We start from the raw sequence: 24949 nt of genomic DNA on the forward strand, positions 1-24949 counted from the left end.
TCCCCGACTTCCCCGGATCACCAGCACGATCCGCTCATCCAGCACCACCTGACGCGCGCCGCTCTCGTCGTCGGGCCGGCTCCCCTGCCCTGTTCACCTCACACACGGGAGTAGCCCTCGTGGCCACGTTCCTCTATCAACTCGGACGGACCGCCTTCCGGCGCCGCCGTCTCGTCGCCCTGCTGTGGGTGGCACTGCTCGTGCTCGCCGGGGCCGGTGCGGCCTCGGCGCCCACAGCCACGTCCTCGTCCTTCTCGATACCGGGCACGGAGGCCCAGAAGGCCTTCGACCTGCTGGAGGAGCGCTTCCCCGGCGGCAGCGCCGACGGCGCGACCGCCCGGGTGGTCTTCAAGGCGCCCGACGGCGAGAAGATGACCGACGCCGGCCCCAAGGAGGAGGTCGCGAAGGCGGTCACCGAGCTGAAGGCCGGCTCCGATCAGGTCGCGTCCGTCACCGACCCGTACACCGCGCAGGCCGTCTCGAAGGACGGCTCCACCGCGTACGTCTCCGTCACCTACAAGGTCAACTCCATGGAGCTGACCGATGCCACGCGCGAGGCACTGGAGGAGACCGGCACCGAGGCGCGTGACGCCGGGCTGACGGTGGAGATCGGCGGCGACGCGCTCCAGACCATGCCCGAGCAGGGTGCCGGTGAGATCGTCGGCGTGATCATCGCCGGTATCGTGCTGGTCATCACCTTCGGCTCGCTGGTCGCCGCCGGGCTGCCGCTGCTCACCGCGATCATCGGCGTCGGCATCGGCATCTCCACGATCACCGCGCTGGCGAGCGTTCTCGACCTCGGCAGCACCACCTCGACGCTGGCGATGATGATCGGCCTCGCGGTCGGCATCGACTACGCCCTCTTCATCGTCTCCCGCTACCGGGCCGAACTGGCCGAGGGCCGCGAGCACGAGGAGGCGGCCGGACGGGCCGTCGGCACCGCGGGCTCCGCGGTCGTCTTCGCGGGCCTGACCGTCGTCATCGCCCTCGTCGGCCTCGCCGTCGTCAACATCCCGATGCTCAGCAAGATGGGCTTCGCCGCGGCGGGCACCGTCGTCATCGCCGTCCTCATCGCCCTCACGCTGATCCCCGCACTGCTCGGCTTCGCGGGCAAGCGGGTGCTCGGCCGCAAGGTCCGCAAGGGCAAGGCGGTCTCCGACAAGCCCAATGCGGGCACCCGCTGGGCGCGTTTCGTGATCCGCCGCCCGGTCACCGTCCTGCTCGCCGGTGTCGTCGGCCTCGGCGCCGTCGCCGTGCCGGCCGCCTCGCTGGAGGTCGGCCTTCCCGACGACGGCTCGCAGCCGGTCAGCACCACCCAGCGCAAGGCGTACGACCTGCTGTCCGACGGCTTCGGCCCCGGGTTCAACGGGCCGCTGATGGTCGTCGTCGACGGCGACAAGAGCGCCGCGGACCGCACGGTCGAGGTCGTCAAGGGAATCGAAGGCGCCGTCGCGGTGACGCCGCCGTCCTTCAACAGGGCCGGGGACACCGCGGTCATCACCGTCGTCCCGAAGGACCGGCCGTCCTCGGTCGCCACCGAGGAGCTGGTCCAGGAGATCCGGGACAAGAGCGGTGACGAGGTCCTGGTCACCGGTGCGACCGCGATGAACATCGACTTCTCGCAGAAGATGAACGACGCGTTGCTGCCGTACCTCGCGCTCGTCGTCGGCCTCGCCTTCCTGCTGCTGATGGTGGTCTTCCGATCGGTGCTCGTGCCGCTCAAGGCCGCCCTCGGCTTCCTGCTCTCGGTCGTCGCGGCACTCGGCGCGGTCGTGGCGGTCTTCCAGTGGGGCTGGCTCGGTTCGCTGTTCGGCGTGGAGCAGACCGGCCCGATCATGTCGATGATGCCGATCTTCATGATCGGTGTGGTCTTCGGTCTCGCGATGGACTACGAGGTCTTCCTGGTGACCCGGATGCGGGAGGCGTACGTCCACGGCGAGCGGCCGGGCGAGGCCATCGTCACGGGCTTCCGGCACGGAGCCCGTGTGGTGATCGCGGCGGCCGTGATCATGATCGCGGTCTTCTCCGGCTTCATCGGCTCCAGCGAGCAGATGGTCAAGATGATCGGCTTCGGCCTCGCGATCGCGGTGTTCTTCGACGCCTTCGTGGTCCGTATGGCGATCGTGCCGGCGGTGTTGGCGCTGCTCGGGCACAAGGCCTGGTGGCTGCCGCGCTGGCTCGACCGGGTGCTGCCCGACGTGGACGTGGAGGGCGAGAAGCTGCACAAGGAGCTCGCCGGGAAGCGGGGCGACCCGGACGAGGACCGCGACCTGGTCGGCGTCTGACGCCCAAAGGCTCCGGGGCATCCGTGCGGTGGGGGGGGGCCCCCCCCCCCCGGGGGGGGGGGGGGGGGCCCCCCCCCCCGCGGCGCGTGGCACCCCCCCGGGGGGGGCACCCCGGGGGGGGGGGGCCGCGGGAGAGATTTGGGGCGGGGAGGGGGTGGGGTGTGTGGGGGCGCTCCGCCGGGGGCGGGGGGGCCCCCCCCCACCTCTGTGTTTGCGGGGCGCGACCGTGTCTGCGGGGCGGCGCGCCCCGGAAACCTGGCGTGCGCACGGAGTGTCAGGCGTGCGTCGGGGGCACCTCGGGCGCTACGGCCGGGGCGGGCTCCGGGCGCGTCGCAGGGGCTGCGGCCGGGGCAGGCGCTGTGACTGCCGAGGCTTCTTCGGGTGGTGCCGCTGCCGCGGAAGGAGCCGTCGTGGGCGCCCGGGCTGCATGAGGGGCTGTGGCGGCTGCGTACGTATGGCGCAGGAAGCGGTTCAGCGTCTTCGCGTCGAACTGCACCACCGCGACCCCGTCCCGCGTGTGGAACTCGACCACGGCCTGCACCCGGCCGCACGGCCAGATCTCGATGTCACCCCGCCTGACCGGTGCGTTCAGGCCGCTCTCCAGCACTTCGCGCGGGAAGGTCCACTCCTTGCCGCTGGGGAACGAGAAGCACACGGCCTGGGGGTCCTCGACGGGGTCGTAACTGAGCGAGACGCTTACGGCGCGGTACTGGGGAGCGTCACTGACGATTCGGCCTCGTGCATGTTCCATGACGGCGGGGGTCATCGGCCTGCTCCTCACAGTCGTCCGCTTTGTTCTCTAATGTCCCATATTTTGCTAGGGTGCTCGCTTCGTTTGCCGGACGCACTGGTATCTGTGACCCGTGCGCTCTTGCAAGTGCTTCGCAAGAGGGCCCTATCATTGGACGCTTATTCATCTGTCCGAAGCGGAGCTCTCCATGCATGTCCCCGACGGTTTCATCAACGCACCCGTATCGGTGGCCGCCGGAGTCGTCGCCGCCGGCGCGGTCGCGGTCAGCCTCCGCGGCGCCCGCCGCGAGCTGGGCGGCTCCCCCGTCGCGCTCGTCGGCGCCGAGCGCACCGCACCGCTCGCCGGCCTCGTCGCCGCGTTCGTCTTCGCCGTGCAGATGCTGAACTTCCCCGTCGCGGCCGGCACCAGCGGCCATCTGCTGGGCGGCGCGCTCGCGGCGATCCTCGTCGGGCCGTTCACGGGCGTGCTGTGCATAGCCGTGGTGCTGCTGATGCAGGGCATCCTCTTCGCCGACGGCGGCCTCACGGCCCTCGGCGTCAACATCACGGTCATGGGCGTCGTCACCGTCCTCGTCGCCTACGGGCTCTTCCGCGGACTGGTCATGGTCCTGCCACGCACCCGGCGCTCGGTGACCGTCGCCTCCTTCGTCGCGTCGCTGGTCTCCGTGCCGGCGGCTGCCGCCGCGTTCACCCTGCTCTACGCGGTCGGCGGGCTGACCGATGTGCCCATCGGCTCGGTCCTCACCGCGATGGTGGGCGTCCATGTCCTGATCGGCATCGGCGAGGCCGTGATCACCATGCTGACCGTGGGCGCCGTCCTCGCCGTGCGGCCCGACCTCGTGTACGGCGCACGCGGGCTCGCCGCGCCGCTGAAACTCCGCGTGGGCGGCGAACTCGTCGACGCCGCCCCGGCCGAGCCCGCCCCGGTGGCCGCCGCCTCGCCGCGCAAGGTGTGGCTGACCGGTCTGGTGACGGCGTTCGTGCTGGCCGGGTTCGTCTCGTTCTACGCCTCCGCGAGCCCCGACGGCCTGGAGAAGGTCGCCGCCGACCAGGGCATCGACAAGACCGTCGAGGAGCACGCCGCGGCCGGCTCGCCGCTCGCCGATTACGGCATCGAGGAGATCGCCGACGCCCGTCTGTCGGGCGGCCTCGCCGGCGTCGTCGGTGTCGGCGCGACGGTCGTCGTCGGCACCGGAGTGTTCTACGCGGTACGCCGTCGGCGCACGGACGCCGACCGGGACACCGCCGTGCGGAGCTCCGTCTGACATGGGCGCGGGTCACTCGCACAAGCTCTACCGGCACGGGCACTCACCGGTCCACGCGCTGCCCGCCCACTGCAAGCTGCTCGCCGTCCTGTGCTTCGTGCTCGTGGTCGTCTCGACTCCGCGCGAGGCCGTCTGGGCCTTCGGCGTGTACGCGGTGCTGCTCGCCGCGGTCGCCGCGGTGGCCCGGATTCCGGCAGGCTTCGCGCTCAAGCGGCTGCTGATCGAGATCCCGTTCGTGGCCTTCGCCCTGCTGATGCCCTTCGTCGTCCCGGGCGAGCGGACCGAGGTGCTCGGCGTGGCGCTGAGCGTCCCGGGCCTGTGGGGCGCGTGGAACATCCTCGCCAAGGGCACGCTCGGTGTCGCCGCCTCCGTGCTCCTCGCCTCGACCACCGAGCTGCGGTCGGTCCTGCTCGGCCTGCAGCGGCTGCGGCTGCCGTCGCTGCTGGTCCAGATCGCGTCGTTCATGGTCCGCTACGGCGACGTCATCGCCGACGAGATGCGGCGGATGTCGATCGCCCGCCGCTCGCGCGGCTTCGAGGCGAGCGGCGTGCGCCACTGGGGCGTACTGGCCAAATCGGCGGGCGCCTTGTTCATCCGCTCCTACGAGCGTGGTGAGCGGGTGCACCTGGCCATGGTGAGCCGTGGATACACCGGGACCATGCCGGTCCTGAACGACGCGCGCGCCACCGCCGCCCAGTGGTCGTACGCCGCCGCACTGCCCGTGACCGCGCTCGCGGTCTGTCTGCTGGGATGGACGACGTCATGACGACCCCTTCACTTCAGGTGCGCGGGCTCGCGTACGCCTACCCCGACGGGCACCAGGCGCTCTTCGGCGTCGACCTGACGGTCGGGCGCGGCGAGCGGGTCGCCCTCCTCGGCCCCAACGGCGCCGGCAAGACGACTCTGGTGCTGCACCTCAACGGCATCCTGGGCGGCGGGGTCGGCACGGTCGCCGTGGCCGGCCTGCCCGTGGCCAAGGCCCATCTCGCGGAGATCCGCCGCCGGGTCGGCATCGTCTTCCAGGACCCGGACGACCAGCTGTTCATGCCGACGGTCCGTGAGGACGTCGCCTTCGGGCCCGCCGCCTCCGGCCTGCGCGGCGCGGAGCTGGAGCATCGGGTCACGACCGCGCTGGAGCGGGTCGGCATGGCGTCCTTCGCGGACCGGCCGCCGCACCATCTGTCGTTCGGGCAGCGTCGCCGCGTCGCTGTCGCGACCGTGCTCGCGATGGAGTCGGAGATCCTGGTCCTGGACGAGCCCTCGTCCAACCTCGACCCGGCGTCCCGCCGCGAACTGGCCGACATCCTGCGGTCGTTGGATGTGACGGTGCTGATGGTCACGCACGACCTGCCGTACGCGCTGGAGCTGTGCCCCCGCTCGGTGGTGCTCAGCGACGGGGTCATCGCCGCGGACGGCGCGACGCAGGATCTGTTGAGCGACGAGGACCTGATGCGGACCCACCGGCTGGAGCTGCCCTTCGGCTTCGACCCGAAGTCCGTGACAATGGGCGCGTGAACCGCATCGACGAGACCCCCACAGGGACGGCCGCCGCATCGCTGCTGCTCGACGACCAGCTGTGCTTCGCGCTGTACGCGGCCCAGCGCGCGGTGACGGCCGCCTACCGGCCGCTGCTGAGCGAGCTGGGGCTGACGTATCCGCAGTACCTGGCGATGCTGGTCCTCTGGGAACGCGGCGAGGTCCCGGTCAAGGAGCTGGCCGCCGCGCTGCGGCTGGACTACGGCACCGTCTCGCCGCTGCTCAAGCGGCTGGAGGCGGCGGGGCTCGTACGGCGGGAGCGCTCGGCGGCCGACGAGCGCTCGGTGCTGCTGGTGCCCACCGACGAGGGCAGGGCGCTGCGGGAGCGGGCCGAGCGGGTGCCGGAGCAGCTGATCCGCAGCACCGGTCTGGGGGCTGCGGAGATCGCACAACTGCGGGGAGAACTGCACCGGTTGGCCGATGCGGCGGACTCCGGGTGATGGGGCTACCCCGGAGTAACAACTAGCCCTGGGTTCCGATACATTGTGCGCGATGTAAATGCAACGGCTCACTGACCCCGGGGAAGCGCACCATGAGCGAGCAGGCCGACACCTCCGTCATGTCCGACACCTCCGTCCACTTCGACATCGCCGACACCCGGCCCACCAAGATCATGTACGTGGCGGAGGCCACGGCCCACGGCGGCCGGGACGGCTACGTGACGAGCCACGACGGCCGGATCGACCTGCGCGTCGCCATGCCGCCCGCGCTCGGCGGCGACGGCGACGGCACCAACCCGGAACAGCTCTTCGCGGCCGGCTACAGCTCCTGCTTCCACAACGCGCTGGTGCTCGTCGGCCGCCGCGCCGGACTCGACCTCACCGGCTCCGCGGTCGCCGCCAAAGTGGGCATCGGCCCCAACAGGGCCAGGGGATACGGGCTCGCGGTCGCCCTCAACGTCTCCCTCCCGCTCGTCGACCAGGATCTCGCCGCACGGCTCGTGACCGCGGCCCACCAGGTCTGCCCGTACTCCAACGCCACCCGCGGCAACATCGACGTCTCCATCGTCCTGAGCTGACGCCCCGGCTGGGGGCACCCCAGACCGAAGTCCCCAGCTACCGCTGGGAGGTGCCCCAGGGGGGAGCGCGCCCCCGGGATCGGGGGGGTCCGGACCACGTTGCACCATGGGGGGATGGACGGCAGCGAAGGAGCAGACGTGGTGGACGTCCGGGGCACGGTGGCGGACGGCTTCGAAGCGGTCGCGGACGCCTTCGTACGCAACTTCGAGCAGCGCGGGGAGCGCGGCGCGGCGGTCGCCGTCTACCGCGACGGCCGCAAGGTCGTCGACCTGTGGGCGGGCACCCGTGATGTGGACGGCCGCGAACCGTGGGCCGTCGACACCGCCCAGGTCGTCCGCTCGGCGACCAAGGGAGTCGCCGCGGCCGTCGTCCTCCTGCTCCACCAGCGCGGCCAGATCGACCTGGACGCGCCGGTCGGAACGTACTGGCCGGAGTTCAAGGCGGCGGGCAAGGAGCGGGTCCTCGTACGCCACCTGCTCGCGCACCGCGCCGGACTGCCCGTGCTGGACCGGCCCCTCACCGCGGCCGAGGCCGAGGACGGCACGAGCGGCCCCGCCGCCCTCGCCGCCCAGGCCCCGGCCTGGGAGCCCGGCACCGCGCACGGCTACCACGCGCAGACCTACAGCTGGCTGCTCGGCGAATTGGTGCGCAGGGTCACCGGCCGCACCATGGGCCGCTGGGTCGCCGAGGAGATCGCCCGCCCGCTCGCCCTCGACTTCTGGATAGGTCTGCCGGCGGACGAGACCCACCGCGTCGGCCGCCTCGGCCCCGTCGCCGAGCCGGAGACCGCCCAGGGCGGCGGCCTGCGGCTCCGCCCCAAGCGCTCCGTCTCCGAGGCCTACCGGGACCCCTCGTCCCTGACCCGCCGCGCCTTCGGCGCCATCCACCCGGCGCCCGACGAGAACAGCCCCGCCTTCCGCGCCGCCGAACTCCCCGCCTCCAACGGCATCTCCACCGCCCGCGCCCTCGCCCGTTTCTACGCCGCCACCATCGGCGAGGTCGACGGCGGACCGCGGCTGTTCGCCCCGGCCACCCTCACCCTCGCCCGTACCGAGGAGTCCTCGGGGCCCGACCGCGTGCTCGTGGTGCCCACCCGCTTCGGCCTCGGCTACATGCTGCATGGCCCCGCCTCGCCGCTGCTGGGCCCAGGCTCCTTCGGCCACCCCGGCCGCGGCGGCTCCCTCGGCTTCGCCGACCCCGAGTCGGGCATCGCGCTGGGCTACGCGACGAACGGCATGCGCAAGGGAGTCACCGCCGATCCCCGTGCGCAGGCGCTGATCAGGGCGGTACGTTCGGCCCTGTGAATCGTTTCGAGGGGAACGGCGTACTGATCACCGGAGCGGGCCGCGGGATCGGTGTGGCCACCGCCCGGCGCCTCGCCTCGGAGGGCGCCCACGTCCTCGTCACCGACATCGACGCGGACGCCGCCGAGGAGACCGCCGCGTCCATCGACGGCGCGGAGCCCTTCCCCTGTGAGGTGGGCGACCGCTTGTTCGGTCGAGGCAGCCGTCACATACGCCGCCGAACGCTTCGGCCCCCTCGACGTGCTGGTCAACAACGCGCTCTTCGCCACGCGGGACATCGAGCCGTTCGAGGACATGCCGACGAGCTTGGGACCGCGACCTGGACATCTGCCGGAGCGGCGCCTTCCCCCGGTGCAAGCACCGGTTCCACTGGAGCGGCTGACGCCACGCCCCTTGTCTGAGCCGCGCTGCCGCATTTTGCCGCGGGCGGCCGCAGGGCGATCGTCAACATCGGCTCGGTCAACGGCGAGCATCCTCCGGCGGCCACCCCTACAGCGCCGCCTGGGGGCACCTCCCATGCCCCCTTGGGGCCTATGGGGGGAAGGGCCGCGCCTCCCTCACCCGCACCCTCGCCGCCGACGCGGCTCCGCGCGGTGTCCGCGTCAACCAGATCAACCCCGGCACCGTGCGCACCCGCGCCTGGCACCGCCGCGAGGCCGAACTCCAGGCGCTGCCCGAGCTCTACCGCTCGGCCGGGTCGCGAGCCGGAGGACATCGCGGCCGCCGTGGCCTTCCTCGCCTCCCGGGACGCGGCCTGGATCACGGGTACGACGCCCCGGGTCGACGGCGGACTGCTCGCGGTCGACTCCGGCTTCCAGCAGCTGCGCGCCCGGTACGCAGCGAACGACGAGCCGCCGCGGCCGCCGGCACGAACGTGACCGTGATCAGCAGCGCCCATGCCCCGAACTTGGCCAGGGACACCGGTTGCCAGCCGCCGAGCTGGTCCGGATAGCTCCAGGCCCCGGCGTACGTCGCCACGTTCTCGGCGAGCCAGAGGAAGAAACCGATCAGCACGAAGGAGAGGGCGAGCGGCATCCGGTGGTCCTGCTCGCCCACCCGGAACCGCACCCACGTCCCCGCGGTCGCGCACAGCAGCAGCGCGGCGAGCACCCAGCGGGCGTCGGGCAGCCAGTGGTGGCTGAAGAAGTTCACGTACACGGCGACGGCGAGCACCGCCATGAGCCGGGGCCGGTAGCCGGTCAGGCGCAGGTCGAACAGACGCCAGGCCCGGCAGAGGTAGCTGCCCACGGCCGCGTACATGAATCCGCTGTACAGCGGCACGCCACCGATCTTCGTGAGCGCGTCCTCCGGGTAACTCCACGACCCCAACTGCACCTTGACCAGCTCGAAGAGCAGCCCGACGAGATGGCAGCAAGTGATCACGGCGGTGTCGCGGGCGCTGTCCCAGCCGACCTTCCTGGCGAGCAGGGCCAGTGCGATCCCGTAGAGGAGCAGCAGGTCGTACCGGGCGACGGGCAGTTCGGGCAGCTGCCCCGAGACGGCGATTCCGCCGACGAGCGCGACGGCGAAGGCGCAGCAGCGCGCCTCCAGCAGACCGAAGCGGAGCAGCTGGCGTATCCCGTTGGTGATCGTCCCCATGTTCGAGATGGACGCGTCAGGCACGCATCCGGTTCGCGAACGGGTGGCAGGTCCGGGTCACCGCTGTCGGCGCCGGTTCGCCTCTCGGGAGTCAGCCGGCCTTGAGCATCAGGCCGATGCCGAGCACCATCAGGCACGCCGCCGCGACCCCGCGGCGCCGAACCGCTCCTTGAACAGCAGCCCGATCCTCGTCCTTTATATCCCGATATGATGGCTTCATGATCATGCTTGGTCGGCTGCGGCGCCGCCGCTTTCCCCACGGCGGCAGATGGGAAGCTGCACTGCTGTCGCCCGCGATCCTTACGGTCCTCATCGCCGGCCTGGCGTTCTCCACACCGAGGGAGATCGCTTTCAGTCGTCTCCTGCCCGCCGCGCCTGCCCTCGCCGCCGCGATGTGGCCTGTTCTCCCCACGATCCTGCTGGGGGCATTCTGCCTTCTGGTCATGATCAGCCTCAGCTTCTTCTACACCGATCTGGGGACGCCGTACACGGGGGCCGCGATCATCGCGGTCACCTTGGCCGCCGCCTACACAAGCCATCTCCGTCTCCAGCGGGAGGAGACCCTTTTCCATATCCGGCTCGTCGCCGACGCGGCCCAGAAGGTGCTGCTGCGCCCCCTGCCGTGTCGCATCGATGACGTCGAGATCGAGTCGCTGTACCTGGCGGCCCAGGAGCAGGCCCGGATCGGCGGCGACTTCTATGAGGCGGTCGACACCCCGTACGGGGTCCGGCTGCTCATCGGTGACGTGCGCGGCAAGGGCCTGTCCGCCGTAGGAGCGGCCTCGGCGGTGATCAGCTCCTTCAGGGAGGCCGCGTACGACGAGCCTGACCTGAGCGGCATCACCCGGCGCTTGGAAACCAGCATCACCCGCCACATCGCCGCGTACCCCGGCCCTGATCTGCCGGAGCGCTTCGCCACTGCTCTCGTCGCGGAGGTCCCGCGCGGCGGTGGCCACGTCAAACTTCTCAACTGCGGGCACCCTCCGCCGCTGCTCGTGCACCACGGGCAGACCCGCGTCCTGGAGCCTTCCGCTCCCTCGCCGCCCCTTAACCTCGCGACGCTCATCGGAGACACCTACCGCGTCGACACCGTCGCCTTCGCCCCGGGCGACCAGCTGCTGCTCTACACCGATGGTGTGACGGAGGCCCGGGACCACGCGGGCGAGTTCTTCCCGCTCCCGGACTGGATGGGGCAGCAGGGCCTGATGTCGCCCCGCGAGCTGCTCGACCGGCTTCACCGCGACCTGCTTCACTACAGCGGCGGAAGGCTCGACGACGACGTCGCGGCGCTCGCATTCGCGGTGCTCGAACACCCATCTCCGATCCGACCTGAAACAGGTTCGGACAACAACGAAGTCCCGGGCCTTTGACCTGAGGCTTTCGCGTGGGGCGGTGGACGGAACCTGAGGCATCTGCCCAGCTCACCCCATCTGGAAGCCGCGACGGCCGTTGGGAGCGTGTGGGTCCAGTCGTCACCCTCGATTGACCGCGTCTCCCAGCCGCTCGGCTTCGCAGACCAGGGCCCATTGATCAGGTTCGCCAAGGTCGTCACCACCGAGATGGAAGCGAGCGATCACGGCGTGCTCGGGGGGTGGCCCCGGCAAGTGGCAGAGTGCGTCCTGCGTGGCAGCACCGTCCCACTGGCCTCTGACACCCTGCATCGGGGCTCATTCACAGCGCACCACCAGCCTGGCTACCACGACAATCCCGGGTCCTGCTCGTGCTCGGGAGAGTGCGTGGGCAGCGCCTCTGCGTCCGGTCCGTCAGTCCGCCACAGGGATCCGGGCCGCGGGCTGTCGTCCCCCCACGACGGCGGCGGGACGTGGACCCGCTGTGTGCGCGGGATGGGCACCTCGACCAGCGCGCCGTCCTGGAACATCCACAGCCCGAAGCAATCATCGTCTTCGTCGTGGAGCATGACCTGGACGCACTCCGGCCGGTTCCACGGCAGCGCCTCCAGGTCTGCGAGCACCCCGCGGCGCTGGCTCTCCCGGTAGAACTCGAGGTACCACCCGCCGACGAACCAGTTGGGTATCCGCTCGAAACTGCCGCGCCAGGTGCGCCCCTCGTCGGACCGCGTCAGCGGCTCCATCACCTCGTCCTCGTACTGTGCCAGGACGAGGACCTGCGCCATTCTGCTCATGAGCGCATGTCATCCCGTGGAGCCGCCTCTGGCAAATCCGTCTCGACGCAGGGCTGTTGTCCGACACCGTCGCCCGGTCTTGCGGGACAACACTCAGCATTCGGCGCTTGGCCCGTCATCGCACGCCGCGGCACTGAGCACGGCAGCGGTCTCGGCGTCTTCCGGTGGGTGGTCGAGCGGACCCTTGCCCGGCTGCACGGCTTCCGTCGGTTGCGTGTGCACTGGGAACGACGAGCGGACATGCACGAAGGGTTCCTGAAACTCGCCTGCTGCCTGATCACCCACCGACAACTCAAGTCACTGAGTTGGCGGTTGTGAGAAACACGCACTCAGGCTCAGGCAACTGAGCGTACGGTTGTCGGCTGGGATGACTGCTTGGGGGGAAGATGCGTGACGAGGAGATTGTGGCTGCGGTCCGTGCCATGCGCGGGGAGGCCACTGATCTATGGGTGTCTGATGGCGGGACGCTCGCCCGGGACGTCGACACCGTGCTTGCGCGCGCGGAAGCCGGAGAACAGGTGGGCGAGGAGATGCTCACCTTGCTCACAACGGATCCCGCCCTCCGCGACGAGCTCAGGCACCGTCTGCTGGGGGACGAGGACACCTACCGCGAGGCAGCGGGAAGTCCCAGCTACACACCGCTCGCCGGCCTCGCTGATCCGTCGGCCGAAATGGTCTACCGATGCCGAGTCTGCGACTACACGTACCCGATCTTCGAGGTCGGCGAGCCGGTACCCGAAGGATGCCCGGACCAGCACGGCCCGCTCGTGCTCGGCGTGTGATCCGCGGTGCTCACGGCGCTGTGGTCGGGCCTGGGCAGCAAAGTGGCGGACCGGTGGGCCTTGCTGCTGACCTCACCGGCTCTGGGCTTCTGGATGGGCGGACTGCTCGCCTGGATACATGCGCACGGCGGTATCACCGGGCGCCAGTCCGGCTGGAAGTCGCTCGGACGTGCCTGGGACCTCAGCATCGGGAGCCTCCCGGCTGCCGCCCAGGCGCTGACAGCGGTGCTCGCCGTGCTGCTGGTGGCGGGATCGGCGCGGCTTGCGGAGGAGCTGACCTTCGGGGTGCTGCGGCTACTGGAGGGATACTGGCCCCGGCCGACAGCGCCGCTTCGGATCATGATGCTCAATGCGCGAGGAAGAGCCGGTGAGCGAAGGGCCGAACGATGGCGCGACCTCGCTCGACGCCGAACGGAACTGACGGCCGCGGAATTCGCCGAGTACACGGCACTGAACGCGGCGCGGGCGCTCGTCCCTCCGGCGCCGCGGGACCGGATGCCCACGAGGCTGGGTGACATCCTCAAGGCGGCGGAGTCGCGGCCCCGTCACCGGTACGGCCTCGACGCCGCCGTGTGCTGGCCGCACCTGTGGCTGTCCCTTCCCGAGCAGGCGCGCGCGGAGATCGCCACGTCCCGTGCGCGACTGGATGAGGCTGCGCGTCTGTGGCTGTGGGGCCTGCTCTTTCTGCTGTGGACGACCTTCACCTGGTGGGCCGTGGCTGTGGCGGTGCTCGGAATGTTCGGCGGGTACCGGCTGGCATTGTCAGGGGCCGTGGACTACGGACGGCTCGTGCAGGCGGGTTTCGACCTGTATCGCAGAAACCTGTACGACGGCCTCGGATGGACCTTTCCCGAAGACCCCTCGCAGGAATATGTGACAGGGCAGAGGATGACGACCTATCTCGAGCGAGGACCGTTGCCTGGGGGGCCGGTATGAGTGCCGAGCGTGTGCGGCAGGCCGAGGACTGGCTCGGATGGCCACCGCTTCCGCCGGCGCCGCTACGCTTCAGGGCCGTCCTCGCCGCAGCGGGCCGTGCGCTCGCCGACTATGTGGAGGGTGACAGTCCGGCTCGGCGGCGGCTTGCCGATGCGCTGGACAAGGTGGTGACCCACCCGAGGTTCGGCACTTCCTCGCCTGCCTCCCGGGTCGCGATGCTGACACGCGCGGGAATCGCCCACAACTGGTGCGGGGTAGGCGATTCCAATGACGAAGATCTGTTGGTGGCCCGCAGGCTGCTCACGGACGGGCTCGGCATCACCCCCGTGGAGGGAACGGAGCAGGCATGGCTGGAATACGGCCTCGCCAACACACTGGTCAACCTGTATCAGCGCAACGGCGAGGCAGGCCTACTGGACGGTGCTCTCCGTCACGCTCGGCACAGCGTGGTCTGCGCCGGAGGTGACCGGAGGCTGGCGGCACTTTGCAGGGCTGGTCTCGCGTCCATACTGGTCACTCGCTTCCGTGCCCACGGTGATGTGGCTGTGCTGGCCGAAGCCGTGGCGCATGCGGAACGGTCGGTGGCCATGGCCGGAGACACCCAGCTGGGCCACCGGTTCACGTACATCCTGGCTGACGCGCTGTCCAAGAGATACGACACGACCGGCAGCCTCGACGATCTCAACCGCGCCATCGAGCTGCTGCGCAAAGCCAGTGACAGCCGCGATTACATCATGGCGCCGAGGACCGGCAACGCGTTCCGGGGAACCCTTGGCAGCCTGCTGCGCCGCCTGTACCTGCGCACAGGCGACGTCGCGGTTCTGGACGAGGCCATCGGGTTGCTGACGGAGGAGGTGGCGGACGATGATTCCCGGGCCGACCCGGTGTCACTGAGCCTCCTGGGCAACGCCCTGCTCACGCGATACGAGAGCTTCGGCGACCGGGACGACCTGCTCAGGGCCGTCGATCTGCAGCTGAAGACCCTCAGCGCCCGCGGGGCGGGCGACTGGCAGCTGGCCTCCGGGCACAACAACGTGGGCAACGCTCTGGCCGCGGCGTGGCGCGCGACTGGTGATGAGCGGCTGGGAGAGCAGGCGGTCGTTCATTACCGTACGGCTCTGAGCCTTACCTCGCGCCATGCCCCGGAGAGGGCTTCGCGCGCGTACAACCTCGGCACGACGCTGCAGGCACGAAGCGGGGGCGGCGGGGGCAGCGATCTGGTCATCGAAGCGGTGACCGCGTATGAGGACGCCGTGCGTCATGGCCTGGACACCTCGCTGGAATGGGCCCTTGCCGCAGCCAGGCGGTGGGGAGCTTGGGCAACGGCTCGGGGGTGCTGGGACGAAGCCTGTGCGGCATACACCCAGGCTCTGGAGGCCACTCAGCGGTTGGTCCGTGTCCAGCTCCTTCGCCAGGACAAGGAGACGTGGCTCGCCGACTCTCAGGGCGTTCCCTCGGAAGCCGCGTATGCACTGTTCCGGGCCGGGCGACTGGAGGAAGCGGTCGTGGCGCTGGAGACCGGTCGCAGCCAGCTGCTGTCGGAAAGCCTGGAGGCGGACAGGATAGGTATTGGCCGCCTCGCCGACGCCGGCCGCGCCGACCTCGTCGATCGATACCGCGCCGCGGCGAGGGCACTCGAAGAAGCGATGCGGGGCGGCGCGGACCCTGTAGCACTGCGGCGCCTGCGCCAGGCCGTCGAGGAGGTGATCGCGGAACTCCGGTCTGTTGACGGATATGAACGTTTCCTGACGCAACCGCGCTTCGCGGATGTGCGCCGGGCCGTACCGCGCGATGGCGTCATCGTCTATGTGGCCGCCGCGGGCCCTGCCGGAGTGGCACTCGCAGTGGGTGACGACGGCCGGATCAAGGCTGCCGAGTTGCCCTTGCTGACCACAGACGCGGTCGACCGTCGTGTTCGAGTGCTGCTGGGCGCCGAGCGGGGATCCGCGGGCCGGTCGAGAGGCTCCTGGAAGGGGGCGCTGGACGCGGCGACCCGCTGGGCCTGGTCAGCGATCGTCTCCCACGTTCTGCAGATCATCGACGAAACGGACGATCTGATCATCGTGCCCTCCGGGAAGCTCGCGATGCTGCCCCTCCACGCGGCCTGGCGACCCGTGCCGGGCTCTGCCACCGGACGGCACTATCTGCTGGACGAGCGAACGGTGCGCTATGTCCCGAACGCGCGTGCCCTTGAAGTCACTCGCCGCGTCGCAGACCGCACACCCTGCGGGCGCATCGCCGTCGTGGCCGACCCCCAGCCGACTTCATGGCCACGCGTCGGGTACGCGAGCGCTGAGGCGGCGTGGGCCCGGCGCTGGTTTCCCGAGAACGAGGTGCTACGGGGGACTGACGCGGACCGGGCGGCCGTCACCGAGGCCCTCTTGCGGGCACAGGTGCACCACTTCATCTGCCATGGCCGCTACGAGATGACCAACCCCCTGAACAGCGCGCTGCTCCTTGCAGGTGACGAGGCACTCACCTTGCGCGAGATCCTGGGCTTACGGCTGGGAGACAACTCCAAGGCCGCCGGGGCCCGGCTGACCGTCCTCTCGGCATGCGACACGGACCGCCCCGGCGCCGCGCTGCCGGACGAGGTGATTTCCCTGCCGAGCGGCTTGATCCAGGCCGGCGTCGCCGGTGTTGTGGCAAGCCAGTGGGCGGTTCGCAGCGAGGCCACCAGTCTGCTCATGGCGCGGTTCTACCAGCTGTGGCGAACGGAGGAGCTGGAACCCGTCACAGCGTTGCGTACGGCCCAACGCTGGCTCAGAGATACCACCAACCAGGAGAAGATACGGGACCTCACTCCGGCCATGACGCCCTCCGCGCCCAGGGATGAGGATCTTGAAGGGCTGGTGCGGAGCCTGCGGCTTCGCGACGCGGACGCGCGGCCGTACACGCATCCCGCAGACTGGGCCGGCATGAGCTACCACGGTGCTTGACGTCTGCCGCCGCCGGCGTTCGCCTGCGCGGCCCTCGACCGGCACCCCGTCCGCTTCGAAGATCAGCGACTTGACGATCTCGCTCACGTCACAGCCGATGGCCTCGGCCGCCTCGGCCGCGGTGCGGGTGGCGTCCGGGAAGCGGCGTACGGGGACAACGAGGCCGAGTTCGCGCAGGGCCTCGGCGAATCGGGGGGCGTCTGTGGTGTCCTGAGAGCTCATGGCCCGCACGCCAGCGGTAGCTGTACGGGCCACGCGACCGCGTTTCAGCTCATCTTCAACGCGCGTTCAGGACCTGGGCGACCACTCGTCCCGCCGCGTCGCCGCCGTGCCCGCCGGAGTCGACGACGGCCGCGGCGGCGCGGTTGCCGGCGTACCCGGTGAACCAGGCGTTGGAGTCGCCCTGCCCGTCGACCTCGGCCGATCCGGTCTTCGCGCCCTTGCTGCCGGAGACCGAGGCCATGGCGGGCGCAGCCGTGCCCTCACCCGTGGCGGCGGCACTCATCAACTGCCGCAGGGTCTGCGCCATGCCCGCCGGAAGCGGCTGCGCGGTGGCCGGCTCACGGCCGTCCAGCGCCAGCGGGACGATCACCGGCTGCCGGAAGGCCCCGCCCTTCACGGTGGCGGCGATGGAGGCGACGTTGAGGGCGTTCATCTGGATCTTCCCCTGGCCGATGTACGAGGCCGCGGTCTCCGCGCCCGCCGACTCGGGTACGGCACCGTCCCAGGTCCGCACGCCGGTCTGCCATTCCGCGCCGATGCCGAAGTACTTCAGCGCCGTCTCGCCCAGTGCCGAACCCGCGCCCTGCCCCAGCGGCTTGACGGGCTTGATGAAGGTGGTGTTGCAGGAGCGGGCGAAGGCGCGCTGGAGCGTGGTGGTCCCGAGCGAGAAGTCGTTGAGGTTGTGGAACTCGCGCTCCCAGGTGACCGTCGCCGGACACTCGACCGACGAGTCCGGACCGTTCACCAGCCCCTTGTCCAGCATCATCGCGGCCGTCACGATCTTCATCGTCGAGCCCGGCGCCTGGGCGCCCCCGAGCGCGGTGTCGAAGCCGTCCGCCGGGCTGTTGGCGACCGCCCGGATCCGGCCGGTGCTCGGCTCGACCGCGACGACGGACGCCCTGCCGTACGCCTTGACCGCCTTCTCGGCGGCCGCCTGCACTCCCGCGTCCAGATACGTCCGCAGCGTGCCCTCCTTCCCCTTGGTGAGGGTGAGCAGCGTGCTGTCGGGCACGTTCGGGTCCTCGGAGGTGATCACCAGCTCGACGCCCGCCGTGCCGCCCGCCTTCGCGCCGTACTTCTTGCGCAGCTGGTCGAGGACCGTGCCGAGCGAGGGGTACTTCTCCTTCGTCAGCTCCACGCCGTCCTTGTCGACCGCCTTGATGGGTGGCGCGGACGCCCCCTCCGTCACCAGCGAGGTGCCCTTGGTGAGCTCGGGGTGCACCACGGAGGGTTGCCAGTCCACCAGCGGGCGGCCGGTGGTCAGCCCGCGGACGACGGTCAGCTCGGAGGAGTACGACCAGGACCTGGACACCCCCTGGAAGTTCACGGTCGCGTTCACGGTGAACGGGACCTTCGTCCCCACCGCCGCGCCGGGCTCGATCACCGCCCCGGTGACATGGGCGTCCTCGCTGTAGCCGGTGAGTAACGGCTCCGCCTCGGCAGCGTTGTTGGTCAGCTGGGCGGCGGTCGGCCCGTCGCCCGCGGCCCACGCGGCGAGGAAGTCCTTCGCGGTCTTCTCCACCTCGTCGGCGCCGGGCGGCCCGGTCTCCTTGGGCGCGGACCGGGTGGTGACGCCGTCGTCGGTGCCGCTCCCGGTCAGCCCGTTGTACAGATTCCATCCCCCGTAGCCGACACCCGTCGCCACGACGGCGAACACGCCGCCGACGACGGCGACCTTCGCTCCACTGCGCATGACCGCAGCCCCCTCCCCAGAGTGCACGTCCTGAACATGTTCAAGATCGTGAGTCAGGGGCCACTTTACGGGAAGGGGGTGACGGGGGAGGGGTGACGGGGGAGGGGGTGACGGGGGAGGGGGTTGTCATGGGACCGCGACGCCGCGGGCGGGGCCGTCAGCCCCGCCCACCCGGCCTTGCCGGGCCCGACGCTCACGGAGGTCCGCCCGTGCGCGGCCCACCTCGTGGGGATGGCGGCTCCGCCGGAGATCCAGGATCGGCTCGCTGCTGCGGGAGCGGGATGGCCGGTTTGCAGCGCGCACGGGCGTCGACCCGCGTACGCTCGCCACCCCGTCCCGCTGGTTCCGCATCTCCCCGCGCCGGATGCAGGCCCGGCGCGAGGCTGCCCGACCGCGAACTGATGTGTGGGGGCCGCTGGTTGGCCGACGCCTCGCCGTCCACGCCGCGTGGCCGGAGCCCGAAGGCTCCACGGGCCGAAGCGAAGGAGAACCGGACGTACGCTCGAAGCCGGTCAGATCGAGCCAGGCGACGCCGACGGGGACCGCGAAGGCGGCCCCGCCTGACAGATGGAGACACGATGAACATGGCACCGAGGACGGACACGCAGTCGCCTGCGCCGCACGCCGCCGACAGCCACGATCTGATCCGCGTGCACGGCGCGCGCGTGAACAACCTCAAGGACGTCAGCGTCGAACTCCCGAAACGCCGGCTGACGGTGTTCACCGGCGTCTCCGGCTCGGGCAAGAGCTCGCTGGTGTTCGACACGATCGCCGCGGAGTCGCAGCGGCTGATCAACGAGACCTACAGCGCCTTCGTGCAGGGCTTCATGCCGACGCTGGCGCGGCCCGAGGTCGACGTACTCGACGGTCTGACGACCGCGATCATCGTCGACCAGCAGCGGATCGGTGCCGATCCCCGCTCCACGGTCGGCACCGTCACCGACGCCAACGCGATGCTGCGCATCCTCTTCAGCCGGCTCGGGCAGCCGCACATCGGCTCGCCCGGCGCGTACGCCTTCAATGTCCCCTCCGTCCGGGCGAGCGGTGCGATCACCGTCGAACGCGGTGCCAAGACGGCCGTGAAAGCGACTTACACCCGCACCGGCGGCATGTGCAGCCGCTGCGAAGGCCGGGGCACGGTCTCCGACATCGATCACACCCAGCTCTACGACGACTCCAAGTCGATCGCCGAGGGCGCGTTCACGATCCCAGGCTGGAAGTCGGACAGCTTCTGGACCGTGCGGGTCTACGCCGAGTCGGGCTTCCTCGACCCGAACAAGCCGATCCGCGAGTTCACCGAGAAGGAGATGCAGGACTTCCTCCACCGGGAGCCGACCAAGGTCAAGGTCGAGGGGGTGACCCTCACCTACGAGGGGCTGATACCCAAGATCCAGAAGTCCTTCCTCTCCAAGGACCGGGAGGCGATGCAGCCGCACATCCGCGCGTTCGTGGACCGGGCGGTCACCTTCACCACCTGCCCCGAGTGCGACGGCACCCGGCTCAGCGAGGCGGCTCGGTCGTCGAAGATCAAGGGCATCAGCATCGCCGACGCCTGCGCGATGCAGATCAGCGACCTGGCCGACTGGGTGCGCGGCCTCGACGAGCCCTCGGTGGCGCCGCTGCTCACCGCGCTGCAGCAGACCCTCGACTCGTTCTCGGAGATCGGCCTCGGCTACCTCTCGCTCGACCGGCCGTCAGGCACGTTGTCGGGCGGCGAGGCGCAGCGCGTCAAGATGATCCGCCACCTCGGCTCCTCACTCACCGACACCACTTACGTTTTCGACGAGCCCACCATCGGGCTGCACCCGCACGACATCCAGCGGATGAACGACCTGCTGCTGCGGCTGCGGGACAAGGGCAACACGGTGCTCGTCGTGGAGCACAAGCCCGAGACGATCGCGATCGCCGACCACGTCGTCGACCTCGGCCCCGGCGCGGGTACGGCGGGCGGCACCGTCTGCTTCGAGGGCACTGTCGAGGGGCTGCGGGCGGGCGGCACCATCACGGGCCGCCATTTCGACGACCGGGCTGTTCTCAAGGAGACGGTGCGTAAGCCCACCGGCACGTTGGAGATCCGCGGCGCGACGGCGAACAACCTGCGGGGCGTCGACGTCGACGTCCCGCTGGGGGTGCTCGTCGTCGTCACCGGCGTCGCCGGTTCCGGCAAGAGCTCGCTCGTGCACGGGTCGCTGTGCCGACAGCCGGGTGCCGCCGACGCCGGTGTGGTGTCGATCGACCAGGGCGCGATCCGCGGCTCCAGGCGGAGCAACCCGGCGACGTACACCGGACTGCTCGACCCGATCCGCAAGGCGTTCGCGAAGGCCAACGGCGTGAAGCCGGCGCTGTTCAGCGCCAATTCCGAGGGCGCCTGCCCCACCTGCAACGGCGCCGGCGTCATCTACACCGACCTGGCGATGATGGCGGGCGTCTCCACCACCTGCGAGGAGTGCGAGGGGAAGCGGTTCCAGGCATCGGTGCTGGAGTACCACCTCGGCGGCCGCGACATCAGTGAGGTGCTCGCGATGTCGGTGGCCGAGGCCGAGGAGTTCTTCGGCGCCGGCGAGGCGGGCACTTCCCCAAGCTCTTCGAGCAGGGGATACCACAAGGCCGCGCACCGCATCCTCGACCGGCTCGCCGACGTCGGGCTCGGCTACCTCAGCCTCGGCCAACCGCTCACCACGCTGTCCGGCGGCGAGCGGCAGCGGCTCAAGCTGGCGACCCACATGGGCGAGAAGGGCGGCGTCTACATCCTCGACGAGCCGACCACCGGTCTCCACCTCGCCGACGTCGCGCAGCTGCTCGGCCTCCTCGACCGGCTCGTCGACTCCGGCAAGTCGGTCATCGTCGTCGAACACCACCAGGCGGTCATGGCGCACGCCGACTGGATCATCGACCTCGGCCCCGGCGCCGGCCACGACGGCGGTCGGATCGTCTTCGAGGGCACCCCCACCGACCTCGTCGCCGCCCGCTCCACCCTCACCGGCGAGCACCTCGCGGCCTACGTCGGCACCTGACCGAGGCCCGCACGGACACCGTTTGCCGCTTCGCCCACTGGCTTCCACGGACCCATCGCCCACTTGCCCTGCGGGCCCCGGCTGGGCCTCTGTGGGCCTTGGGACGGTGGCCCGGGATTGGCTTCCGCTACCACCGGCAACGACCGAGACGGGCCCGACACCGAGAGGTGTCGGGCCCGCCTTGTTCCCAGCTAGACCCACGTGCCCAGCCACATCCGCCCGCGCCAGTCCTCCATCGGGATCGGAGTGCCCGTGTAGATCGGCCAGAAGTAGATGAAGTTCCACACGATCAGCAGCACCAGCACGCCCGCCCCGATCGCGCCCACCGCGCGGCGGCGTTCGTCCGTGCCCGGTGGGCCCAGCATCGCGCCGATCATCATCGCCACCGCCAGGCACAGGAAGGGCACGAACACGACCGCGTAGAACAGGAAGATCGTCCGCTCCTGGTACAGCAGCCACGGGGCCCAGCCCGCCAGGAACGCGCACAGGATCGCGCCCGCGCGCCAGTCGCGGCGGAAGAGCCAGCGCCACAGGACGTAGCAGAGCGCGAAGCACGCCGCCCACCACAGCAGCGGCGTGCCCAGCGCCAGGACCTCGCTCGCGCACTTGTCGACCGTGCCCTTGGGGCAGCCGCGCGTGCCGGCGGGCGGGTCCTCGTAGTAGTACGAGACCGGGCGGCCCAGCACCAGCCAGCTCCACGGGTTCGACTGGTAGGTGTGGCCGGAGGTCAGGTCGATGTGGAAGTCGAACACCTGGTTCTCGTAGTGCCAGAAGCTGCGCCACCAGTCCGGGAACAGCCAGCCCCAGTTGCTCTCCCGGCCGTCCCCGGTGCTGGCCCAGTTCCGGTGGTAACCCTTGTCGGTGACCAACCACCCCGTCCACGACGCCATGTACGTGACCAGCGCGACCGGCACCGTCGAGACGAACGCCGGGACCAGGTCCTTCTTCAGCACCGCCACGTACGGCTGCACCGCGCCCGCCGTGCGCCGTGCGCCCACGTCCCACAGCACGCTCATCACACAGAACGCGGCCATGATGTACAGGCCGTTCCACTTGGTGCCCGCCGCCAGGCCCAGCAGGACGCCCGCCGTCAGCCGCCACGGGCGCAGGCCCAGGCGCAGCGTCTCGGCGACGTGGGCGTCAGGGCGCAGCACTCCGTCCGCGTCCTGCGGGAGCGCGTCGGCCAGTCTGCGCCGTGACCGGTCGCGGTCGAGGAGCAGCGCGCCGAACGCAGCGAGCACGAAGAACATCAGCACCAGGTCCAGCAGCGCCGTGCGGCTCATCACGAAGTGCAGCCCGTCCACGGCGAGGAGCAGGCCCGCCAGGCAGCCGAGGAACGTCGACCGGAACAGCCGCCGGCCGATCCGGCACAGCATCAGCACCGACAAGGTGCCGAGCACGGCGACCATGAAGCGCCAGCCGAAGGGCGTGAAGTCGAACATCTTCTCGCCGAGTCCGATGACCCACTTGCCGACCGGCGGATGCACCACATAACCGGGGTCGTCGGGGATCGGGACGGCCGAGCCGTGCTCGAGGATCGTCTTGTCGATGTCCTTGGGCCAGCTCGCCTCGTAGCCCTGGTTGACGAGCGCCCAGGCGTCCTTGGCGTAGTACGTCTCGTCGAATATCACCGCGTGCGGCGTGCCGAGGTTCCAGAACCGCAGCAGGCCCGCCAGCAGCGCCACCAGGATCGGGCCGCCCCAGGCGGCGATACTCAGCAGCGGTTCCACGTCGCCCGGCCGGATGCCGAGCACCGCCCACAGCCGTCCCGAGGGGCGGGTGTACGGCGGCACCAGGCGTTCGCGCAGGCCGATCACGGGCCGGGGCGTGTAGCCGAAACGGCGCAGCCGCTGCTGCCAGCCGGGCGGCGGCTGGGCGGCGTCCTTGCCCTCGAGGGTCTGTGGCGCGGTACTGGTCACCGCGCCATCGTAGGGAACAGGGCTGTGCGAGTGGTGCCTGCCGTCCTGGGAGGATGGCTTTGTGACTGGAACGCTGGTACTCGCAGGGACCCCCATCGGTGACGTGGCGGACGCGCCGCCGCGGCTCGCCGCCGAACTGGCGGGCGCCGACATCGTCGCCGCGGAGGACACGCGGCGGTTGCGCCGCCTCACCCAGGCCCTCGGCGTGCACACGCAGGGGCGCGTCGTCTCCTACTTCGAGGGCAACGAGTCCGCGCGCACCCCCGAACTGGTCGAGGCTCTGGTGGGCGGCGCGCGGGTGCTGCTGGTCACCGACGCGGGCATGCCGTCCGTGTCCGACCCCGGCTACCGGCTGGTCGCCGCCGCCGTCGAGCAGGACATCAAGGTCACCGCCGTGCCGGGGCCGTCGGCGGTCCTCACCGCGCTCGCGCTGTCGGGGCTACCGGTCGACCGGTTCTGTTTCGAGGGCTTCCTGCCGCGCAAGGCGGGTGAGCGCCTCGGCCGGCTGCGCGAGGTCGCGGCCGAGCGGCGCACCCTCGTCTATTTCGAGGCCCCCCACCGCCTCGACGACACGCTCGCCGCGATGGCCGAGGTCTTCGGCGCCGACCGGCGTGCGGCGGTCTGCCGCGAGCTGACCAAGACGTACGAGGAGGTCAAGCGCGGCGGCCTCGGCGAGCTGGCCGCCTGGGCGGCCGAAGGCGTGCGCGGCGAGATCACGGTCGTCGTCGAGGGCGCTCCGGAGACTGGGCCCGCCGAGCTCGACGCCGAGGAGCTGGTGCGCAGGGTGCAGGTGCGCGAGGAGGCAGGAGAGCGGCGCAAGGAGGCGATCGCTGCGGTGGCGGCCGAGGCGGGCCTGCCCAAGCGCGAGGTGTTCGACGCCGTCGTCGCGGCAAAGAATGCGGCTCGACCGGCTTCTTGAGACGGTAAAGGGATATCGTAAAAGGCAAAGCGCAGACCGTGTCCTGCTTCGTTGTGCATGGAAAGACCAAAGCTCGCACCATTTGTCGACAGGCGCTGATGCGCTCCCGCCGGAAGAGGCGTCCACTGGACCAGTGGAAAGGAGCTGGCATGAGTGAGATCACGGGCACCGCCAAGGTCCACGAGGCGTACGCCTTTGCCTGCATGCGTTGCGGGTACGGCTGGGAGCAGTCGTACGAGATCGAGCACCACGTCGACAACACCGGCCAGGGATTCGTGGTCTACAAGGCGGACGGGCAGCGGGTTCCCTCGCCGCTGTCCAGCCCGACCTGTGTCAACTGCGGAGGACACGTCGTACGGATCATGCGGGCCGGCCAGGTCTCGTCCGCCCACGGACCGGAGTACGAGCCGGAAGGCGGGGCCCACGTCGTCAGGACGCCCGTGTCGATCACCGGACCGTTCCCCGGCTGGGACGTCCCCCGAGCGCACGCGGAAGCGCCCGCGAAGGAGACCTCCGAGGCCGGGTCGACGAAGGCGGGCGCACAGGCCGACGTACCGGCAGCCGAACCTCACCAGCGCTGGCACCCCTCCCGTCTCCTGCACCCGTTCCACCACCGCAAGTGAG

At 70.6% G+C, this 24949-nt stretch carries 21 protein-coding genes and 2 pseudogenes; 17 read left to right on the forward strand and 6 right to left on the reverse strand.

Annotated elements, in window-relative coordinates; translation table 11 throughout:
• Positions 1-119: 119 nt before the first annotated feature.
• Positions 120-2285, forward strand: a complete 2166-nt coding sequence (locus tag ACH5AF_RS09005; protein WP_398900829.1) for an MMPL family transporter — start codon at positions 120-122, stop codon at positions 2283-2285.
• A gap of 274 nt (positions 2286-2559) precedes the next feature.
• Here ACH5AF_RS09005 and ACH5AF_RS09010 read toward each other — a convergent pair whose 3' ends face one another.
• On the reverse strand, positions 2560-3036 hold the full coding sequence (locus ACH5AF_RS09010) for an SsgA family sporulation/cell division regulator (RefSeq protein ID WP_398900830.1): 477 nt from the start codon (positions 3034-3036) through the stop codon (positions 2560-2562).
• Between the two features lie 187 nt (positions 3037-3223).
• Between ACH5AF_RS09010 and ACH5AF_RS09015 the strand changes: the two genes are divergently transcribed.
• From ACH5AF_RS09015 to ACH5AF_RS09050, 8 genes are all read left to right on the forward strand, one after another.
• Positions 3224-4300 (forward strand): energy-coupling factor ABC transporter permease, encoded by a 1077-nt coding sequence (locus ACH5AF_RS09015; protein ID WP_398900831.1) that lies wholly within the window; start codon positions 3224-3226, stop codon positions 4298-4300.
• A 1-nt stretch (position 4301) separates the two neighbouring features.
• On the forward strand, positions 4302-5066 hold the full coding sequence (gene cbiQ, locus ACH5AF_RS09020; protein ID WP_398900832.1) for a cobalt ECF transporter T component CbiQ: 765 nt from the start codon (positions 4302-4304) through the stop codon (positions 5064-5066).
• Positions 5063-5815, forward strand: a complete 753-nt coding sequence (locus ACH5AF_RS09025; RefSeq protein ID WP_398900833.1) for an energy-coupling factor ABC transporter ATP-binding protein — start codon at positions 5063-5065, stop codon at positions 5813-5815. Before cbiQ ends, ACH5AF_RS09025 begins: the two co-directional genes overlap by 4 nt.
• Positions 5812-6276 (forward strand): MarR family winged helix-turn-helix transcriptional regulator, encoded by a 465-nt coding sequence (locus tag ACH5AF_RS09030; RefSeq protein WP_398900834.1) that lies wholly within the window; start codon positions 5812-5814, stop codon positions 6274-6276. The genes ACH5AF_RS09025 and ACH5AF_RS09030 overlap by 4 nt, the downstream gene beginning before the upstream one ends.
• Before the next feature lie 92 nt (positions 6277-6368).
• The gene (locus ACH5AF_RS09035) at positions 6369-6854 is read left to right on the forward strand and encodes an organic hydroperoxide resistance protein (RefSeq protein WP_398900835.1); all 486 of its coding nucleotides are present in this window, start codon (positions 6369-6371) and stop codon (positions 6852-6854) included.
• Positions 6855-6968: 114 nt separating this feature from the next.
• On the forward strand, positions 6969-8159 hold the full coding sequence (locus tag ACH5AF_RS09040; protein WP_398900836.1) for a serine hydrolase domain-containing protein: 1191 nt from the start codon (positions 6969-6971) through the stop codon (positions 8157-8159).
• On the forward strand, positions 8156-8560 hold the full coding sequence (locus ACH5AF_RS09045) for an SDR family NAD(P)-dependent oxidoreductase (protein ID WP_398900837.1): 405 nt from the start codon (positions 8156-8158) through the stop codon (positions 8558-8560). Before ACH5AF_RS09040 ends, ACH5AF_RS09045 begins: the two co-directional genes overlap by 4 nt.
• A gap of 132 nt (positions 8561-8692) precedes the next feature.
• On the forward strand, positions 8693-9037 hold the full coding sequence (locus ACH5AF_RS09050; protein WP_398900838.1) for an SDR family oxidoreductase: 345 nt from the start codon (positions 8693-8695) through the stop codon (positions 9035-9037).
• On the opposite strand, the gene ACH5AF_RS09055 is transcribed toward ACH5AF_RS09050, so the two are convergent.
• Positions 8919-9758, reverse strand: coding sequence for a DUF817 domain-containing protein (locus tag ACH5AF_RS09055; protein WP_398900841.1), 840 nt, complete (start codon positions 9756-9758; stop codon positions 8919-8921). The genes ACH5AF_RS09050 and ACH5AF_RS09055 overlap by 119 nt on opposite strands.
• 218 nt (positions 9759-9976) lie before the next feature.
• Here ACH5AF_RS09055 and ACH5AF_RS09060 point away from each other — a divergent pair, with 218 nt between their 5' ends.
• Positions 9977-11128, forward strand: a complete 1152-nt coding sequence (locus ACH5AF_RS09060; protein WP_398900842.1) for a PP2C family protein-serine/threonine phosphatase — start codon at positions 9977-9979, stop codon at positions 11126-11128.
• Positions 11129-11451: 323 nt separating this feature from the next.
• Here the strand turns inward: ACH5AF_RS09060 and ACH5AF_RS09065 are convergent, their stop codons facing one another.
• Positions 11452-11901: a hypothetical protein gene (locus ACH5AF_RS09065; protein ID WP_398900843.1), complete on the reverse strand. Its 450-nt coding sequence runs from the start codon at positions 11899-11901 to the stop codon at positions 11452-11454.
• A gap of 102 nt (positions 11902-12003) precedes the next feature.
• Between ACH5AF_RS09065 and ACH5AF_RS09070 the strand changes: the two are divergent.
• From ACH5AF_RS09070 to ACH5AF_RS09085, 4 genes and pseudogenes are all read left to right on the forward strand, one after another.
• Positions 12004-12219: pseudogene (locus tag ACH5AF_RS09070) on the forward strand (transposase); the annotation flags it as partial.
• An 86-nt stretch (positions 12220-12305) separates the two neighbouring features.
• Positions 12306-12683, forward strand: a complete 378-nt coding sequence (locus ACH5AF_RS09075; protein ID WP_398900844.1) for a hypothetical protein — start codon at positions 12306-12308, stop codon at positions 12681-12683.
• A gap of 6 nt (positions 12684-12689) precedes the next feature.
• Positions 12690-13619 carry a hypothetical protein gene (locus ACH5AF_RS09080; RefSeq protein WP_398900845.1) on the forward strand — a complete coding sequence of 310 codons (930 nt, stop codon included), beginning with the start codon at positions 12690-12692 and terminating at the stop codon, positions 13617-13619.
• A complete protein-coding gene (locus ACH5AF_RS09085; RefSeq protein ID WP_398900846.1) occupies positions 13616-16558 on the forward strand; it encodes a CHAT domain-containing protein in 2943 nt (980 codons plus the stop codon). The genes ACH5AF_RS09080 and ACH5AF_RS09085 overlap by 4 nt, the downstream gene beginning before the upstream one ends.
• Before the next feature lie 36 nt (positions 16559-16594).
• On the opposite strand, the pseudogene ACH5AF_RS09090 reads toward ACH5AF_RS09085, so the two are convergent.
• Both ACH5AF_RS09090 and ACH5AF_RS09095 read right to left on the reverse strand, forming a co-directional pair.
• Positions 16595-16780 (reverse strand): annotated as a pseudogene (locus ACH5AF_RS09090) (YbaK/EbsC family protein); the annotation flags it as partial.
• Between the two features lie 55 nt (positions 16781-16835).
• Positions 16836-18473 carry a penicillin-binding transpeptidase domain-containing protein gene (locus tag ACH5AF_RS09095; protein WP_398900847.1) on the reverse strand — a complete coding sequence of 546 codons (1638 nt, stop codon included), beginning with the start codon at positions 18471-18473 and terminating at the stop codon, positions 16836-16838.
• Positions 18474-19051: 578 nt separating this feature from the next.
• Here ACH5AF_RS09095 and ACH5AF_RS09100 point away from each other — a divergent pair.
• Entirely contained in the window at positions 19052-21487 is a 2436-nt protein-coding gene (locus tag ACH5AF_RS09100) for an ATP-binding cassette domain-containing protein (protein WP_398900849.1), read from the forward strand.
• A gap of 191 nt (positions 21488-21678) precedes the next feature.
• Here ACH5AF_RS09100 and ACH5AF_RS09105 read toward each other — a convergent pair whose 3' ends face one another.
• Entirely contained in the window at positions 21679-23406 is a 1728-nt protein-coding gene (locus tag ACH5AF_RS09105; protein ID WP_398900850.1) for a dolichyl-phosphate-mannose--protein mannosyltransferase, read from the reverse strand.
• A 61-nt stretch (positions 23407-23467) separates the two neighbouring features.
• Here ACH5AF_RS09105 and rsmI point away from each other — a divergent pair, with 61 nt between their 5' ends.
• Both rsmI and ACH5AF_RS09115 read left to right on the forward strand, forming a co-directional pair.
• Positions 23468-24325, forward strand: a complete 858-nt coding sequence (gene rsmI / locus ACH5AF_RS09110) for a 16S rRNA (cytidine(1402)-2'-O)-methyltransferase (protein WP_398900851.1) — start codon at positions 23468-23470, stop codon at positions 24323-24325.
• 149 nt (positions 24326-24474) lie between these two features.
• Positions 24475-24948, forward strand: coding sequence for a hypothetical protein (locus tag ACH5AF_RS09115; RefSeq protein ID WP_398900852.1), 474 nt, complete (start codon positions 24475-24477; stop codon positions 24946-24948).
• Position 24949 lies beyond the last annotated feature (1 nt).

The sequence above is a fragment of the Streptomyces sp. NPDC018833 genome (assembly GCF_044390825.1).
Taxonomy (GTDB): Bacteria; Actinomycetota; Actinomycetes; order Streptomycetales; family Streptomycetaceae; genus Streptomyces.